The 17,550-nt window shown below is 67.0% G+C and carries 15 protein-coding genes; 7 read left to right on the top strand and 8 right to left on the bottom strand.

Annotation, left to right across the window (positions count from 1 at the left end; translation table 11 throughout):
- Positions 1-60: 60 nt before the first annotated feature.
- The 7 genes from pcaF to xseA form a co-directional block, all read right to left on the bottom strand.
- Positions 61-1,266 (bottom strand): 3-oxoadipyl-CoA thiolase, encoded by a 1,206-nt coding sequence (gene pcaF / locus A9973_RS16670; RefSeq protein ID WP_105556335.1) that lies wholly within the window; start codon positions 1,264-1,266, stop codon positions 61-63.
- 162 nt (positions 1,267-1,428) lie between these two features.
- Complete coding sequence (locus A9973_RS16665; protein WP_183014881.1) at positions 1,429-2,805, bottom strand: chloride channel protein; 1,377 nt, start codon at positions 2,803-2,805, stop codon at positions 1,429-1,431.
- Between the two features lie 167 nt (positions 2,806-2,972).
- The gene (locus A9973_RS16660; RefSeq protein ID WP_183014837.1) at positions 2,973-4,664 is read right to left on the bottom strand and encodes a methyl-accepting chemotaxis protein; all 1,692 of its coding nucleotides are present in this window, start codon (positions 4,662-4,664) and stop codon (positions 2,973-2,975) included.
- A gap of 27 nt (positions 4,665-4,691) precedes the next feature.
- The gene (locus A9973_RS16655) at positions 4,692-4,943 is read right to left on the bottom strand and encodes a hypothetical protein (protein ID WP_183014836.1); all 252 of its coding nucleotides are present in this window, start codon (positions 4,941-4,943) and stop codon (positions 4,692-4,694) included.
- Positions 4,944-4,949: 6 nt separating this feature from the next.
- Positions 4,950-5,528: a superoxide dismutase [Fe] gene (gene sodB, locus A9973_RS16650; RefSeq protein ID WP_105556338.1), complete on the bottom strand. Its 579-nt coding sequence runs from the start codon at positions 5,526-5,528 to the stop codon at positions 4,950-4,952.
- A 142-nt stretch (positions 5,529-5,670) separates the two neighbouring features.
- On the bottom strand, positions 5,671-8,655 hold the full coding sequence (locus A9973_RS16645; protein ID WP_255469190.1) for an ankyrin repeat domain-containing protein: 2,985 nt from the start codon (positions 8,653-8,655) through the stop codon (positions 5,671-5,673).
- Between the two features lie 88 nt (positions 8,656-8,743).
- Entirely contained in the window at positions 8,744-10,111 is a 1,368-nt protein-coding gene (gene xseA / locus A9973_RS16640; RefSeq protein WP_183014835.1) for an exodeoxyribonuclease VII large subunit, read from the bottom strand.
- 352 nt (positions 10,112-10,463) lie between these two features.
- Here xseA and A9973_RS16635 point away from each other — a divergent pair, with 352 nt between their 5' ends.
- Genes A9973_RS16635 through lpxK form a run of 3 tightly spaced genes read left to right on the top strand, consistent with a single transcriptional unit; the run spans position 10,464 to position 12,540 of the window.
- Positions 10,464-11,090: a MotA/TolQ/ExbB proton channel family protein gene (locus A9973_RS16635; protein ID WP_183014834.1), complete on the top strand. Its 627-nt coding sequence runs from the start codon at positions 10,464-10,466 to the stop codon at positions 11,088-11,090.
- Positions 11,087-11,500 (top strand): biopolymer transporter ExbD, encoded by a 414-nt coding sequence (locus A9973_RS16630; protein ID WP_183014833.1) that lies wholly within the window; start codon positions 11,087-11,089, stop codon positions 11,498-11,500. Before A9973_RS16635 ends, A9973_RS16630 begins: the two co-directional genes overlap by 4 nt.
- Complete coding sequence (gene lpxK / locus A9973_RS16625; RefSeq protein WP_183014832.1) at positions 11,497-12,540, top strand: tetraacyldisaccharide 4'-kinase; 1,044 nt, start codon at positions 11,497-11,499, stop codon at positions 12,538-12,540. Before A9973_RS16630 ends, lpxK begins: the two co-directional genes overlap by 4 nt.
- Here lpxK and A9973_RS16620 read toward each other — a convergent pair.
- The gene (locus tag A9973_RS16620; protein WP_183014831.1) at positions 12,537-14,732 is read right to left on the bottom strand and encodes an IgaA/UmoB family intracellular growth attenuator; all 2,196 of its coding nucleotides are present in this window, start codon (positions 14,730-14,732) and stop codon (positions 12,537-12,539) included. The two genes, lpxK and A9973_RS16620, sit on opposite strands and share 4 nt — an antisense overlap.
- Positions 14,733-14,928: 196 nt before the next feature.
- Here A9973_RS16620 and A9973_RS16615 point away from each other — a divergent pair, with 196 nt between their 5' ends.
- The 4 genes from A9973_RS16615 (at position 14,929) to A9973_RS16600 (ending at position 17,527) form a co-directional block, all read left to right on the top strand.
- Positions 14,929-15,111 (top strand): Trm112 family protein, encoded by a 183-nt coding sequence (locus A9973_RS16615; RefSeq protein ID WP_183014830.1) that lies wholly within the window; start codon positions 14,929-14,931, stop codon positions 15,109-15,111.
- Positions 15,112-15,121: 10 nt separating this feature from the next.
- Positions 15,122-15,886, top strand: a complete 765-nt coding sequence (gene kdsB / locus A9973_RS16610) for a 3-deoxy-manno-octulosonate cytidylyltransferase (protein WP_183014829.1) — start codon at positions 15,122-15,124, stop codon at positions 15,884-15,886.
- Positions 15,887-15,977: 91 nt separating this feature from the next.
- On the top strand, positions 15,978-16,634 hold the full coding sequence (gene adk / locus A9973_RS16605; protein WP_183014828.1) for an adenylate kinase: 657 nt from the start codon (positions 15,978-15,980) through the stop codon (positions 16,632-16,634).
- 134 nt (positions 16,635-16,768) lie between these two features.
- Complete coding sequence (locus A9973_RS16600; RefSeq protein ID WP_006220294.1) at positions 16,769-17,527, top strand: 3-hydroxyacyl-CoA dehydrogenase; 759 nt, start codon at positions 16,769-16,771, stop codon at positions 17,525-17,527.
- Positions 17,528-17,550: the final 23 nt, after the last annotated feature.

The raw sequence follows: 17,550 nt of genomic DNA, 5'->3' as shown, positions 1-17,550 counted from the left end.
GCAGGGCTCCCTTTTCATTCCCGCCCCCGAAAAACGGCGGGAAAAAACAACACTTTGGCGTTAGACGCGCTCGATAATCAGCGCGATGCCCTGACCCACGCCGATGCACATCGTGCACAGCGCATAGCGGCCGCCGGTGCGGTGCAGCTGGTTGATCGCCGTCGTGGCCAGACGCGCGCCGCTGGCGCCCAGCGGGTGGCCCAGGGCGATCGCGCCGCCGTTGGGGTTCACGCGCGGGTCGTTGTCGGCAAGGCCCAACTGGCGCATCACGGCCAGGCCTTGGGCAGCGAAGGCCTCGTTCAGTTCGATCACGTCCATCTGGTCAAGCGTCAGGCCGGTCTGGGCCAGCACCTTCAGCGTGGCGGGCGCCGGGCCGATGCCCATGATGCGCGGCGCGACGCCGGCGGTGGCCATGCCGACCACGCGAGCGCGCGGGGTCAGACCGTGGCGGGCAGCCGCCTTCTCGTCGGCCAGCAGCAGCGCGGCGGCGCCGTCGTTCACGCCCGACGCGTTGCCGGCCGTGACGGTACCGCCTTCACGGACCACGCCCTTCAGCTTGGCCAGCGATTCCAGGCTGGTCTCGCGCGGGTGCTCGTCCTTGGCGACGATGATGGCGTCGCCCTTTTTCTGGGCGATCGACACCGGCACGATTTCGGCGTCGAACACGCCTTCTTTCTGCGCGCGGGCCGTCTTCTGCTGGCTGGCCAGCGCGAACAAGTCCTGGTCTTCGCGGCTGATCTTGAAATCGTCGGCGACGTTCTCGGCGGTCTCGGGCATCGAGTCCACGCCGTATTGCGCCTTCATCAGCTTGTTGATGAAGCGCCAGCCGATGGTCGTGTCGAAGATGGCGGCATTGCGCGAGAACGCGCTGTCGGCCTTGCCCATGACGAACGGCGCGCGGCTCATGCTTTCGACGCCGCCGGCCAGCATCAAGCCGGCTTCACCAGCGCGGATCGCGCGGGCGGCGGTGCCGATGGCGTCCAGGCCGGAACCGCACAGGCGGTTGACGGTGGCGCCGGGCACTTCGATCGGCAGGCCGGCAAGCAGGGTCGCCATGCGGGCGACGTTGCGGTTGTCTTCGCCGGCCTGGTTCGCGCAACCCATGATCGCGTCATCCAGCTCTTCCCAGCGCACGCCGGGGTTGCGCGCCACCAGGGCCTTGATGGCGACGGCAGCCAGATCGTCGGGGCGCACGCTCGCCAGCGCACCGCCGTAGCGGCCGAAGGGGGTGCGAATCGCATCACAAATAAAGGCATTCACGGTCATGAGAAGCTCGGAGTGAAGTGGGAAAAACGGGATCGCCCGATGTTAACGCAGCGGTTTTCGCGCCAAGTTGGTGCAAGGTGCGCCTGTCCGCCACACGGACAATGTCCAGTAGGTGTTCACCCTGATAGGGCGCCGCGCAGGCACGGTTTGCGTGCAGGGCGCTCACGGCGCGGAGGATTTGGCGCCTGCCGGGCCCGTATCCACTTCCGATTTCGCCGCGCGTCCGGCCTCCACGATCGCCTGCCGGCGAAAGCGTCCCGCCGCCAGGTGATAGAAAGGTTGCGGGCAGAACTGGCGCGATACGCCCGAGGCCAACAGCGAGCCCACCAGCAGCCAGAACAGCATGGGCTGGCTGCCCGTCATTTCCATGACCACCACGCTGGCCGTCAACGGCGCCTGCGTGGCCGCGGCCAGAAAGGCCGCCATCGACACCAGCACCAGCACGCGCTGGTCCACGCCCTCGCCCGCCAATTCCCAGATGTGCTGGCCAATGCCGGCGCCGGTGGTCAGGGCCGGCGTGAAGATGCCGCCGGGAATGCCCGCCCAGTACGAGGCCACGGTGGCGGCCAGTTTGGCAAGCCCGAAACCGGCGGGCGCCGCGTCATGGCCCGACAGCAGGTCCGCCGCCACGCCGTAGCCCGTGCCATAGACGCTGCCGGCCGTGCACAGGCCGATCACGGCCAGGATCAACCCCATGATGAAGGCGGTCCAGATGGGATGCGCGCGGATCCAGGCGCGCCAGGCCGCCGGCGCGGAACCTGCCGCGCCCTTGCCCAGCAGGCGCGCGAAGATTCCGCCCAGCGCGCCGTTGATGGTGCCGCAGACGACGATCCACATCACCATGCCTTGCGCCAGCGGCGCGCCGCCAAACACGCCGAAATACGGGTTATTGCCTTGCACCGCGACCACCAGGAAGCCCGCGGCCAGCACGCCGATCAGCACCAGGCGCTGCCAGCGCAGCACGGTGCCGCGGCCCAGCTCTTCGATGGCGAAGATGACGCCGGCCAGCGGCGCGTTGAACGCGGCGGCAAGCCCGCCCGCCGCGCCGGCGGCGATCAGTTCGTTGGCATGGAAGCCGCGCAGTTGCACGCCGCGCCGCTTCCAGAAGTCGCCCCAGGCGAGCATGAGGGCGGCGCCCACTTGCACCGACGGGCCTTCGCGGCCGATCGATGCGCCGGCCAGCATGCCGAGGAACGCCAGCGGAACCTTCCACAAGGCCTGCGCCAGCGACACCAGGCTGCTTTGGCTGGCGCCGGGCGGCAACGACAGCGCGCCGATGACTTGGGGAATGCCGCTGCCCGAGGCGTTGGGCGCGAAGCGCAAGGTCAGCCAACGCAGACCGGCCAGGCTGAAAGGCAACACCAGCAATGCGAGCCAACCATTGTGGCCAACCCATTCCCGGTTCCAATCCAGCGCCTTGTCGGCCAGAAAGGCGAAGCCCAATGACATCAACGCCACCAGGCCCGCGCCCCCGAGCAGCAAGAGCATTTGCAGGCTCTTGCGCGACAAGCGGTTGATTTGACGCACTTTTCGGCGCATCAGTCGGCGAGCGCCGGTGGAGATCCGGCGGAAGGAATCAATCAGGCTCATGGGCTGCGGGCAGGCGGCGGGAAGTCGCTAACCTTACCATTCCAACCTGACCCGCAGCCCACAACCCGGCATGGCGCCGGGCGGCAAAATGGTCGCCACCGCAGGCGACGACCCGCTTAGAACGTCGACCAGTCGTCGTCGGACGCATGCGCCAGCGCCGGACGAGCCGGCGATGCCGCGGACGTCTTGGCCACCGCCGGCACGGCCCGCACCAGCCGGGCTTGCGCCTGGCGCGCCGGCACGCCGCCGGCATCCACCTTGAAGCGGCGCACTTCCTGCGCCAGGCGGGACGCCTGTTCCTGCATGCTGGCGGCGGCCGCCGCGGCCTCCTCCACCAGCGCGGCGTTCTGCTGCGTCACGGTGTCCATCTGCGCGACCGCCTGGTTGACCTGGCCGATGCCCGAGGACTGTTCTTCCGACGCGCTGGCAATCTCGCGCACCAGGACGGCGACTTGACGCACGCTATCAACCACTTCGCGCATGGTGCGCCCGGCTTCGTCGACCTGGCGCGTGCCGCCCTCGACACGCGTGACGGACTCGTCGATCAAGACCTTGATTTCCTTGGCTGCCACGGCCGAACGCTGCGCCAACGTGCGCACCTCTCCCGCCACCACGGCAAAGCCGCGCCCTTGTTCACCGGCGCGCGCCGCTTCCACCGCGGCGTTGAGCGCCAGGATGTTGGTCTGGAACGCGATGCCGTCGATCACGCCCGTGATATCGGCGATGCGGCGCGAACTGTCGGAAATGGCGCTCATCGTCTGCACCACGCCTTCGACCACTTCACCGCCGCGCACGGCGACGGTGGACGCCTGGCTGACGAGGCGGTCGGCCTCGCTGGCGTTGTTGGCGTTTTGCTGCACGGTGCTGGTCAGCTCCTCCATCGACGCCGCGGTCTCTTCCAGCGACGAGGCCTGCTCTTCCGTGCGCTGCGACAGGTCGGAATTGCCCTGCGCGATCTGCGAGGAGGCCGAGGCGATGCTTTCGCATCCGTCGCGCACGTCCGCGACGATGCGCGCCAGGCTTTCGTTCATCGCCTTGAGCGCGTTCATCAAATCGCCCGTCTCATCGCGGGTGGACACCTGGATATCGGTCGTCAGGTCGCCGGCGGCGACTTGGCGCGCCGCTTTGACGGCTTGCTCCAGCGGACGCACGATGCCGCGCGTGACCAGCCAGCCCAGCAGCATGCCGATGGCCACGCCGGCCACCGCCAGCGAGATCATGACCGCGCGCATCGTGCCGTACAGGTCCGTGCCTTCCTGCACGGATTGCGCGGCGGCCTTCTCCTTGCCCACCGCCAGGTCCGTCATCAAGTCGTCCAGCTTCTGCGACGACACGATCACCCGCTTCTCGATTTCGGCGACACGCGGATCCGACTGCGTCAGCGAATGCGTCTGCGCGGCGGCGAAGAACGCCGCCGACTCGCGCTTCCAGACCTGCTCGGTTTCCGCGAATTGCGCCAGCAGGCGCTTGCCCTCTTCCGCATGGAAATTGGCGGCAGCCTTCTCGCGCAGCGTGTCCATGTTCTTGACGGCGTCGTCGAACTGCTTCTTCAGCGCCTGACGGTCCTGATCGCTCGTGGCGGCCAGATAGCCGCTGCGGGCACGGCCCGCGTAGATCAGGTTGATGTTGGCTTCCTTCAAATCCGAGATGCCGCGCAACTCGGTGTCGTACAACCGATCGTTCATTTCATTGATGCGTGACAGCCCCCACACGCCAAAGGCCCCGATGGCGCCGCCGATCACCGCGACGAGCAAGAACGCGCCCGACAGGCGCGCCCCGATGCGCAAGCCCGAAAATAACCGCAACATGCTTCCCTTCCCTGTAGATACCCCGGTTTATGGCGGCAGGCCGCGGTCATCGGCGCCGGGGTTCAGCCGCAGACTGCTGGCAACAATAGCGGCACGGGTTTCTAGGGATAACCCTAAAGAAAAGGATGTTTTCTCTTCATTTCCCCACAATGAATTCGACAATCGACAGGGTTTCAAAAGCTGAATTTTTTCTGAACGGATAAAAGAAAACCCCTCGGCCAGCCGAGGGGTTTTCTTCCAGCGCCGCGCCGCAAACGCGGTGGGCGCGGAGGACGTCATTGCCGATCAGGCAAAGTTCTTGGCGGCGAACTCCCAGTTCACCAGGGCCCAGAAGTTTTCCAGATACTTGGGACGCGCGTTGCGGTAATCGATGTAGTACGCGTGTTCCCAGACATCACAGGTGATCAGCGGCTTGTCGGCCGTGGTCAGCGGCGTGGCGGCGTTGCTGGTGTTGACGATGTCGACCGAACCGTCGGCCTTCTTGACCAGCCAGGTCCAGCCCGAACCGAAGTTGCCGGCTGCCGACTTGTTGAACGCTTCCTTGAAAGCGTCGAAGCTGCCCCACTTGGCATTGATGGCGTCAGCCAGCTTGCCCGAGGGTGCGCCGCCGGCCTTGGGAGCCAGGCTGTTCCAGTAGAACGTGTGGTTCCAGATCTGAGCGGCGTTGTTGAAAATGCCACCCGAGGATTTCTTCACGATGTCTTCCAGCGACAGCGTTTCGAATTCCGTACCCGGGATCAGGTTGTTCAGGTTCGTGACGTACGTCTGGTGATGCTTACCGTAGTGGAACTCCAGCGTTTCCTTGGAGATGTGCGGAGCCAGCGCGTCCAGTTCGTAAGGCAGGGGGGGAAGAGTATGTGCCATGTGTTGGTTCCTTCTGTTGAGTGCACGATCAAGCCGTTCGATTGTATCGGCAACTAATGAGGATACCTTGTTAAACCCGCGCCTGTGCGGGGTTAACGGACACATGTGCTTATGACTTTGGCGCGTCTTGTTTTTGTAAACGCTACTCTTTCTCGTATCGCAATTCGCGGCCACCGCTGGACTCGACCAGCGCACCGTCTTTCTGCACCGTGAACGTCTTGTGCAACGGCGTGCCCGCGGCGGATTCAGGTACCGAAACATCCACGCGGATCGCGCGTGCGCCGGCATCGAACTTGCTGATGTCGACCTCGTGCCAGCGCGCGCCCGACGGCAACGGCACGAACACGGCCAACGCTTTCAAGGCCCCTGGCGCGATCGGCGCGCTGACGCCGTCCGAGCCTTCCGATTGCCTCGGGACGCCGCCATAGTCTGCATCCACCGACGACATCGCCACGTCGATCTTCACAGGCCGGTCGCGGTAGTACACACGCACCGTCAACTGGCCGGGTACGGCGGGCCGCGTATCGGCGCGCACGCCCGCGATCGCCGAGTACGGCGCGATCGGCGGCGTATCCAGGAACACGTGTTTGCCGTCGCTGCGCCACGAGCCACGGGCCATGATGTCGACCGCGCCGTAGGTCATCATGTAGTTGAAGCCGCCGCCTTCCGACAACAGGAATTCACTGCCCACTTCCGGCATGCCTAGCAACCGGTAGTGTCCTGCCAAGCGGGTGATGGCCGCGGATTTGCTGGGTGCCTTGGCGCCGGCCCGCTTGCCCTGCGCGGCGGGTTCGGCAGCCTCTTCGAGGCGCGCGCCATAGTGCGCAAGCAACGCCCGCATGCCGGGCTGGCCGGTCTCCAGCGCGACCCCGGCGGGGCTTCGGCCTGCGGCGTCGACCGAATCCGGACTGGCCCCTGCGGTCAGCAGCGCATCGGCCAGATCCTGCCGGCCCAGCCTGATGGCCACGTTCAATGGCGTATCGCCATCGGCCTGCGGCGCGTCCAGGTCCGTGCCCGACGCTTTCAATTGCCGCAGCAACTGCACCACTGCCGCCTGCCGCGCCACGATCAATTGGCGGCTGTGCAATAGCTGCGACACGATGCGTTGCGGCAACGGCGCCGCATCGCGCGCGCATTGGTCCGGCTTGCCGGTAAAACCCGCCGCCTGCAGTTGCGCGAAGTATCCCGGCTTGTCCAGCAAATTGAGTTCGCCGCCCTCGGGCATGCAGGCGTCCGCCAAGGATTGGCCCGTAGCCTGGCTGACTTGCTTGACCAGCGCCATGTCGCCAGAGGCCACGGCCGCGTTCAGCAAGGCATACGGGGCCGGCGCGCGCGGCAGGCGCGGATCGTCCAGCTTCGCGCCCGCGCGCAACAAGCGATCAAGCATCGCGGTGTCTTGCCTGCCGATCAGCCAATACAAGGCGCTTTCGCCATTGGGCGCGAGGCCTGCGGGGTCGGCGCCGCGTGCCAGCAAGGCATCGACGACCGGCGCCAGACCGGATGTCACGGCCAGCAGCAACGGCGGCTCGGCGCGATGGCCGCGCGCGTCGTCCGACTCGCCTGCCCGCACGACCTTCGAATCCACCGGCACGCCGACGTCGATCAGCATCAAGGCCAATGCCGCGTCGCGGTTTTCCAGTGCCTGGCGGATCGCGCCCGCCCCCAGCGTCTTCAGGTCGAACCCGGCGTCGGCGAACTGCCGCAACGTCGGCACATCGCCAGCCTGCACCGCCACGTCGACCGCCGACTTCAAGTCATAACCTTCGCGCTTGGCGCCGGGATCCGCGCCCGCCGCGAGCAGCACCTTCACCGCATCGGGCTTGCGAGCCTCGACCGCATCGGCCAACGGCGTGTTGCCGTACGGGTCGCGCGGATCGCCGTCGACCGGCGCGCCCAACGACAGCAAGCGTTGCAGGGTCTGCACATCGCCTTGCCGGGCGGCAAGGTTCATGATGGGACGCGCCGCCATTTCCAGTTTGCCGAAGATCAGGTCCGTCGATCCGGTCTGCGGGCCGCGTTGCGCAAACGGCATGCCGGCCCGCAGCAGTTGCGCGGCGATCTCGGGATGGCCGCCCTCCACGGCGGCTTGCGCCGCATCCAGCCACACGTCGCGCTCTCCGGTCTCGCCGTACCCCGTCGCGGGAATATGACGCGGCCCCAACTCCATCAGCACCGGCACGGCGCCGCCGTTGCCCAGGTAGCCGGCCAGCGCCAATGCGGTCAGGCCGTCTTCGTACGCCGGCTGGGTGCCCGTGGCGGCCAGCGCGCGCAACGGCGCCGCGCCTTCGGTCATTTCCACCATGGGGCCCCAGGCCAGGTAGTCCGCGACAGAGGGCTCGAAGCCCATATAGGGCTTGGCCGCCCCGGCCTTGAACAAGGCCAGCACCATTCGCGTCATCGATGCGCGGTCGACCAGCCGGGGCAGATACGTCATGCGCACCGCGAATTCGAAATCGCGGTTCAACAGGAACTCAAGCGGCGTGCGGCTGTCGTCCCCGCGCTGATCCGGCTTTGCACCCGCCGCCAGCAGCATGTCCATGATGGCAGGCGTGCCGTACAAGAGGGCCAGATGCAGCGGCGGACGGCGCGACGAATAGGTCACGTCGTCCATCGCGGGCTTCGTCGCCAGCAACGCGGCCAGCATGCGCGTGCGGGCGGGCAGGATCGCCTCATGCGCCTTGCGGATGCGCGCCGCGTCTTCCGCCGTCATGCTCCAGTACACGTCCGCGGCACGCAAAGCGCGCGGCGGCATCAGCAACACATGCAGCAGCGGCACCCCATCCATGGCGTAGTCGCCCGGGCGGTTCACGTGGGTCAAGGCAGAAAGGAACGCCGTCTCGTCGCTGGCGCCTGCGGCCGCGAACAGGGCGGCGGTGGCCGGCGTATCGACGTCTTTATATTCGCGGTACGGCGATTCGCAATCGCAGGCGCACTCACAAGGTTTGGTCGCCTGGCGCACCGTCTTTTCCGCCTGGTTCGGCTCGACCCGCGTGGGGTCGGTTTTAACGCCTTCCCGTTCCGCAGCGGAAACCGCCGGAGCGGCCTGCGCGATCGCGGCATGTCCCAACGCGATTGCCGTTCCGGCCAGCAGGCCCGCCATCCACTCCACGCTTCTGTTGTGCCGCATCGCATCGCCTTGGATTGCGTGAAATGGTCCCGCGCCCTCACGCCCTTGCCCTGCGCCCGGATGACCGGATCGCGGGCGGGGACTCCGCTCAGATAGCGTCGCGCGTCTTGCGGGTATTCAGGACTTCGACCTGGGCGCCGCCTTGCGCGAAGCTCAAATCCAGCGGCTGCCCGGCCGCCAATGCCGCCGCGTCGCGCACGATGCGGCCATCGGCGTCGCGGGCAATCGCGTAGCCGCGCGACAACGTATTGCCCGGGTCCAGTGCGCGCAATTGCGCGGTGGCCGCGGCCACGCGGTTGCGGTTCTGTACCAGCAGGCGCGCATGGGCCTGGCCCAATTGGCGCACGGCGCCGGCCAGACGGTCGGCCGCGCGGCCGGTATCTGGAACGCGGTGCGTCAAGCGCTGGGTCAGCAGGTTGACGCGCGCGGCGCGACGGCCCTGCGGACCGGACCACGCCGACGCCAGGCGGAAGCGCAAGCTGTTCAACCGTTCACGCTGATGCTCCAGGCGTTGCGCCGGAGACACCAGTTGCCCCGCCGCGCGGTCCAGGCGCTGGGCGGCGCGTTCCAGGCGGCGCTGCTGGCCGCGCGCCATGGCTTGGGCGGTCTGCATGACCCGGCCCAGCAATTCCGAGCGCGGCGCGCAGGCCAGTTCGGCGGCGGCGGTGGGCGTCGGCGCGCGCACGTCGGCCACGAAGTCCACGATGGTGAAGTCGGTCTCGTGCCCGACGCCGCTGATGACGGGAATCTCGCTGGCCGCCACCTGGCGCGCCAGGTCTTCGTCATTGAAGCTCCAAAGGTCTTCGATGCTGCCCCCGCCGCGCACCAGCAGCAAGGTATCGACCTCGGCGCGCTCGTTGGCCAGCCGCACCTGGGCGGCCAGGCGGTTGGCGGCGTCCGCGCCCTGAACCGGGGCCGGATAGATGATGACGGGCACCTGGGGCGCGCGCCGGGCCAATGCCGACAGGACGTCCCGCAGGGCCGCCGCGTGCAGCGAGGTCACCACGCCGATGGCGCGCGGCAGGCGGACCGGGTCGCGCTTGCGGGCCGGATCGAACAGGCCTTCGGAGGCCAATTGCTCTTTCAGGCGCAGAAATGCTTCATACAGGTTGCCCAGCCCGGCCCGGCGCATGCCGTCGGCTTGCAACTGGTAGTCGCCACGGGCCTCGTACAGGGAAACCCTGGCCCGGATCTCGACCTGATCGCCCGCCCGGGGCACGAACCCCACCGCGCTGGCGCGGCTGCGGAACATGACGGCGCGCACGGAGGCCCGGCTGTCCTTGAGCGTGAAGTACCAATGCCCGGATGCCGCCGCCGTGAAGTTGGAAATCTCGCCGCGCACCCATATTGCCGGGATGCTGCGCTCCAACAACTGCCCCACTGCTTGGTTTAGCTGGGCAACTGTCAGGATATCCCGCGCAAATGCGTTGTTTGTGACTGCAAATTCAATTGTCATGAGGCTTTCCGGTGCGTACCTGTCCACAGGGCATACGTAGCGGGCCGCAATGATACCGCGCCCACAGTTTTTTGCAGCAACGGCCCAGACAGCCAGCAATCTCCGTGCAATTCATTGATTTATATGGATTTTTTACTTAAACGCCGCTGCGCTCATTTGAAGCAAACAAGCGCAAGCCCTGTGCCCACAAGCGTTCCGGCAGAGTTTTGCACAGAATTATCCACAATTTCTGTGGATAATTCCGGGGTCAATCCGCCTTGCCACAACCCCGCCGCACCGTTACAGTTTCGGCTTGATCAGATGCCGATGCGCTCCCTCCCGCGCGCGACGGCTTCCCCGGGAGTTGAACGCTTTGCTTTCCATTTTGCGCGAGGCCGGCTGGCCTATCTGGCCCCTGCTGGCGACATCCGTGCTGGGTCTGGCGCTGATTTTCGAGCGCTTCCTCTCCCTGCGCCGCAGCCTGATCCTGCCCCGTGGCCTGAATGACCAGGTCGCCGACATGCTGCGCAACCACCAGGACACCCCCGAATCGATCAACCGGCTGGAACGCAACTCGCCGCTGGGCCGCGTGCTGGCCGAAGTGATGCGTCACCGACATCTGCCCCGCGAAGAACTGCGCAACGTGGTTGAAGACACCGGCCGTGCAGTCGCCCATGACCTCAGCCGCTACATCCCCGCCATCGGCACGATCGCCGTCGTCGCGCCGCTGATGGGCTTGTTCGGTACCGTGGTCGGCATGATCGAAATTTTCGGCTCGTACACGCCCGGCGGCGGCGATCCTGCCCAACTGGCGCGCGGCATCTCCATCGCGCTCTACAACACCGGCTTCGGCATCCTGATCGCCATTCCGGCCATGATCGCGCACCGCTACCTGCGCAGCCGCGTCGACGGCTACCTGAGCGCCATGGAGCAATCCGCGTCGCGGCTGGTCCGTGCCGTGTCCGCGTCCCCCGCCCCCCCGCGCGAGGGACGTTCATGAATTTCCGCGGCTCCCGGGGCGACCGCGATGAACTGGACATCAACCTGATTCCGCTCATCGACGTCCTGCTGGTCATCCTGATCTTCCTGGCGGCGACCACGTCGTTCGCGCGTTTCACGCAGTTGAAGGTGACGCTGCCCCAGGCCTCGTCAGAACAGGACACGCCGCCTGCGCTGGAAGTCGCCGTCAGCCAGGACGGGCGCTACGCTCTGAACGGCACGCTGATCGACGTTTCCACGCCGCCCGAAATCGCCGACGCCCTGCGCCAGGCCGCGGCCGGCAAGCCCGAACCCCTCGTCGTCATCAACGCCGACGCGCAAGCCACCCACCAATCCGTGATCAACGTCATGGAAGCCGCCCGCCTGGCCGGCATCGGCCGCGTCAACTTCGCCGCCCAGACCACCCGGTGACCACCACGCGTTCTTCTGCCTCGCTGCTGGCTCGCCAGTGGCAGCATGGCGGTTGGCTGTCGAGCCTGCTGCTGCCGCTGTCCGCGCTGACCGCGTGGGCCGTGGCGCGCAAGCGCCGGCAGTACCTGGACGGGTCCCGGGCCGCCTACCGCGCCCCGGTGCCGGTGGTGGTGGTCGGTAATGTCTACGTGGGCGGCACGGGCAAGACCCCGATGGTCATCGCCACCGTTGAAGGCCTGCGCGCCCGCGGCTATACGCCGGGCGTGGTCAGCCGCGGCTATGGCGTGAAGATCGGCCCGCGCGCCCGCGTCGGCACCGGCGCGCTGGCGGCCGCCCGCTACGGCGACGAACCCGCCTTGATCGCCCGCGCCACCGGCGCCCCCGTATCCGTGCACCCGAAACGCGCCCTGGCGGCCCAGGCCTTGCTGCAAGCGCACCCCGAGGTGGACGTGATCGTGTCCGACGACGGCCTGCAGCACCTGGCGCTGGCCCGAGACATCGAAATCGTGGTGCAGGACGAGCGCGGGGTGGGCAATGGCCGGCTATTGCCCGCCGGCCCGTTGCGCGAACCCGCCCGCCGCTTGCAGGAAGTGGATGCCGTGGTCACCAATATCGGCACGCCTGACGGCCAGCCGGGCGCCACGGGCGATACCCGTCCGCGCCAGGTGCGGATGTGGCTGGAGCCGGGTCCGGTGCGCCAGATCGAAGGCGGCGCCACGCGCCCGCTATCCGCCTATGCCGGACAGCCGCGCATCGCGGCAGCGGCCGGCATCGGCAACCCTGAACGGTTCTTCACCACGTTGCGCGCCGCGGGGCTCACGCTGGCCACGACGCTGCCCCTGCCCGACCATCACGACTATGCAGAATCGCCCTTCCAGGCGGTGACGGCGGACGCGATCCTCGTCACGTCCAAGGACGCGATCAAGTGCGCCGGCTTGCGCGACGCGCGCTTGTGGGAGGTTCCGGTTCAGGCCGCGTTCTCGGACCCGCTGCTGTTCGATTGGCTGGCGCAGACCCTGCGCCAGCCTGCCCACGCCTAGAAAAACGCGGGCTTGGCCGCGCTGCGCTGCCGCGCGTATTCCTGCAAGGCCCGCTCGCGCGCGGACGCCGCCCGCATCCGGATCACCGCCAACGGCGCATGCGCCAGCACCAGCAAACCCGCCAGCAGCATCCAGGCCATGCGGGCCACTGCCGGCCACGGATCATCGGCCGTCCTCGCCGCATCTACAGTGATTTCCGGCGACCCCGACGCATCGACGCCTGTCCCCACGACCATGCCGCTGACCTTGAAGGGCAACGCGCCGTCGGGCGACATCATGCGAATCTGCTCGTCCCACACCGCAAGCAGGTCTTCGTTGTAGCGGCCATTCAAGGCCGGCAAGGCGGCATGCGGGCCAGGCAGCACCCGCAGAACGAACCCGCCCTGCTGAGACGCCATCATGGTTCGCGACGCGCGGTCCAGCGCGGCCTCAACCGTTGGCCGCATGCTGGAACGGGCCTGGTCGCGCATGCGGCGCACGTCGCGCGACATCATCACGCCGTCGTCCCCACGCCCCTTGGCCTTGAATGCCCCGGCTTCCGCGAGCCTGAACAATTCCAGCCAGCTCTCAGGCGTTTCCCTGGCCAGCAGGATGCTGTCGACGAATGCCTTCTTCAGCTCGTCGCACGCCGAAATCGCGGCGCCGGCAGCGGACTCGATCGCAAGCACGGTCCGGCTCAAGCCGACCACCGTCTCTGCCGACGGCGAACGGGCGCCGTAGAGCGCCATCGGGTTGTCCTGCATCAGGCGCAAGGCCTGGCTCCGGATCATCATGTCCACCATCGGATTGGGCCGAGTCTGCAGGAAGTCGCCTGAATACAGCCGCAATATCGGTTCGTCCAGTTCCAATCGGGCGGCCTGCGAGGCCGCGCCATCCCAACGCAAGCGATTGCAATCGAACGCCGCGCGCCCGGACGCGTCGTCGAGCGCTAATTCGCAACGCGCACGACCTTGCAGCGACAGCACGGTTCCGAAAGCTGGCGGGTCCTGGGCCAAGGCAGCTGCCGAGTCGCCGCTGCGGACCGGCGCACCGCGGAACCAGGCGCTGGTCAGCGCCGCGTCTCCCCTCAAGTTGTCCGCCATCGCCCATAGCGCGATTCCGGCCAGCACGCCCACCAGCGCAAACGTCGCATGGCGACCCCAGTAGACGCGCGGAAACCGGCGCTGCTCTTCGTCCACCGAATAGTTGCCGCCAAAGCGCAGGACCGCGTAGTCATCGACGCGCACGTCCACGTCGACCCGCCCGTCTTCAGGCAGCGTCAGCGTGTCGCGCCAGTGATCCGGCAACTTGATCGGCAGCTTGTCGCCCAGGAACAGCTGGGTGGACACGGCCTGCGCGTTCTCCGGATTGGTCAGCACGATGGCGTTGAGTTCGCCGCGCGCCCGGTTGACCTTTCCCGGTTGACCCGGCCTCCGGCGACGCCACGTCAGCCACAAGGCAAGGACGGTCAACGCCGCCGCCGCGCCGGCGAACGCCACGCCGCCACCGGCGGCGGTCACGGCCAGGCCGGCAAACGCCAGCAGCCACACCATGGAGACCCAGAACCCGATGCCGGGGCGTTGTCGCTCGGCGACTTCGGCGGGGGTCTCGTCACGCTGACTCAGGATTTCCACCTGCAGCGCGTCGGCCAGCTCGCGGTCGTCCTGTCCGCTTTCCCCCCCGTCTTCCACGGGCACCACGTCTTGCAACACCCCGACCTTGCCGCCCGACCACTGCTGATCCTGCTTCTGGCGCCGCAGGTCGCGCTCTCGGCCGCCAGCGATGTCGAATTGGCCGTTCAGGGCCAAGACGATGGCGAATTTTTCCGTCATCGCCACTTCGGCGAGGTTGTCCTCCTGCAGATAGTCGCGGGCGTCGTAAGGCAGGACCACATCGACGCCCCCCAGGGTGTCGTGCATCGTCGAGGCGCCCTGACCGGTCTCCAGCCCGTGGCGCACGAAGGGGCCTTTCAACGTGAAGACGTTGTCGCTCGCCAAGGTGGCGGTTTTCTTGGGATCGGCGGGGAATACGAGGAACGGCTGTACCAGCGCGCGCTCTTCGTGTGTCATGGGCCGCAGCGCATGGCTCTCCTGCTTCAGCTCGCGCAGCGCGCCCTTGTTATCGCTGCGCCGCACCATGTATGTGATCCAGCTGATGACCGACCAGACCAGGATGATAAGCATCAAGCCGATCTTGAGCGTATTCGCGTCCATCGCGCTTCTTTCCCTTTCCGTAGAAACGCGGCGGATCATAGCGATGAACCGTCCCTTGTATTTGGCCCAATCCATTCAAAACATGACAATAATTAACAATTAAACAGAAAAGGGGCATTCCGGAGGCTTCGCAGGCGGCTCGTCCGACGGAATGCCCCCCCGTGCCCGCCCCCAAAACTGTTTTAGAATCCAGGTCATGGAATCCCGACTTCTCGACATCCTCGTCTGCCCCTTGTGCAAGGGCCGCCTCGAACACGACCGGCAGCAAGCCGAACTGGTGTGCCGCGCCGACCGCCTGGCCTTCCCGCTGCGCGACGGCATCCCCGTCATGCTGGAGTCGGAAGCGCGCGCGCTGGACGAAACCTCCGCTGCCTCCTGACGCGCCCATCGTGAGCTTCATCGCCCTGATTCCGGCGCGGACCGCCTCGACCCGCCTGCCCGACAAGCCGCTTGCCGACATCGCCGGCAAGCCGATGGTCGTGCGCACGGCCGAACGCGCCGCCCTGTCGGGCGCGTCGCAGGTCTACATCGCGACGGATGACGCCCGCGTCCAGGCCGCCGTCCGGGCGCATGGCCTGACCGCCCTGATGACGCGCGGCGACCACCCCACCGGCACCGACCGCCTGGCCGAAGCCGTCGACCAGCTGGGCCTGCCCGACGACGCCATCGTGGTGAACGTCCAGGGCGACGAACCGCTGATCGAACCCGAACTCATCGACGCCGTCGCCGCCAAACTCCAGGCCAGCCCCGACGCCGATATCGCCACCTGCGCCTGCCCGCTGGTCGACGCAGAAGCGCTGTTCAACCCGAACATCGTCAAGCTGGTCTGCGCCGCCAACGACCGCGCGCTGTACTTTTCGCGCGCCCCCATCCCCTGGGCCCGCGATGCGCTGGCCGCGGGCGAACGCGTGCTGGCCCCCGGCCTGCCCGCCTGGCACCACATCGGGCTGTACGCGTACCGCGTGTCCTTCCTGCGCCGATTCCCGACCCTGCCGCAAGGCGTGCTGGAACAGTTCGAATCGCTGGAACAGCTGCGCGCCATGGAACATGGCCACAACATCGTCGTACACCGAGCATCCAGCCCTCCTGCGGCAGGGGTCGATACCCCGGCGGATCTGGAGCGCGTCCGGTTGATCTACAGCAAACAGATATAAGGGTTATTTCCCATGGCGCAGCCCCGCATTGGCTGCTGCGTTGCGGCATAATCCCCCGGATCACAAAAAATAAACCCCATCAGGAGCACTCATGCGTCTTATCTTGCTCGGACCTCCCGGCGCCGGCAAAGGCACCCAGGCCGCGTTTCTCACCCAGCACTTCGGCATCCCCCAGATCTCCACCGGCGACATGCTGCGTGCCGCGGTGAAGGCGGGCACGCCGTTGGGTATTGAAGCCAAAAAGGTCATGGATGCCGGCGGTCTGGTTTCCGACGAGATCATCATCGGCCTGGTCCAGGACCGCCTGAAGCAGCCCGACTGCGCCAGCGGCTACCTGTTCGACGGCTTCCCCCGCACCATCCCGCAAGCCGACGCGCTAAAGAGCGCCGGCGTCAAGCTGGACTACGTGGTGGAAATCGAAGTCCCCGAAGAAGACATCATCGAACGCATGAGCGGCCGCCGCGTGCACCAGCCCAGCGGCCGTAGCTACCACGTGCGGTTCAACCCGCCCAAAGTGGAAGGCCACGACGACGTCACCGGCGAAGAACTGATCCAGCGCGACGACGATCGCGAAGAAACCGTTCGCCACCGCCTGTCCGTCTACCGCGAACAAACGCGCCCGCTCGTCGACTACTACTCGACCTGGGCGCAGCAAAACGCCGCCGAAGCCCCGAAGTACCGCAAGATCTCGGGCGTGGGCGCCGTCGACGAAATCAAGTCGCGCCTCTTCGAGGCCGTCAAGAGCTGATTGGCGCATTGATGGCCTGCAGGCCTTCGGCGCCGGCCGGACGCGACGCGTTCCAGCCCCGGCCCGAAGGCTTTGTCACATTCGGCGCCCGCCGCGCCGCATTCATCCCCTTGAACTGATCTGGTGGTAGAGACATGGAAATCGCGAACAAGGTATTCATTGTTACGGGCGGCGCGTCCGGCCTGGGTGCAGGCACCGTGCGCATGCTGGTGGAGAACGGCGCCAAGGTCGTCATCGCCGACGTGCAGGACGAGCCCGGCCAGGCGCTGGCCAAAGAGCTCGGCCAACGCTACGTGCATTGCGACGTGACGCAGGAAGCCGACGGCAAGAGCGCCGTCGCCGCGGCCCTTGAATTGGGCGCCCTCTTCGGCCTGGTGAACTGCGCGGGCGTCGCGCCCGCCGCCAAGATCGTCGGCAAGAACGGCGCGCATCCGCTGGACCTGTTCCAGAAGGTCGTGTCGATCAATCTGATCGGCAGCTTCAACATGATGCGCCTGGCCGCCGAAGCCATGAGCGCCAACACGCCCGAGCCCACCGGCGAACGCGGCGTGATGATCAACACGGCGTCGGTCGCCGCATTCGACGGCCAGATCGGCCAGGCGGCCTATGCCGCGTCGAAGGCGGGAGTTGCCGGCATGACCTTGCCGATCGCCCGCGATCTGGCCAAGACCGGCATCCGCTGCATGACCATCGCCCCGGGCATCTTCGGCACGCCGATGATTTTCGGCATGCCCCAGGAGGTGCAGGATTCGCTGGCCGCCAGCATCCCGTTCCCCGCCCGCCTGGGCCGCCCGGAAGACTACGCCAAGCTGGTCTACAGCATCGTCACGAACGATATGCTGAACGGCGAAACCATCCGCCTCGACGGCGCCATCCGCATGCCGCCGAAATAATGCCCCCACGCCGCACATGCTTC

This window comes from Achromobacter sp. UMC46, from assembly GCF_014170335.1.
In the GTDB taxonomy this organism is placed as follows: Bacteria; Pseudomonadota; Gammaproteobacteria; order Burkholderiales; family Burkholderiaceae_B; genus Achromobacter.
This window is presented reverse-complemented; position numbering and strand designations above follow the sequence as displayed.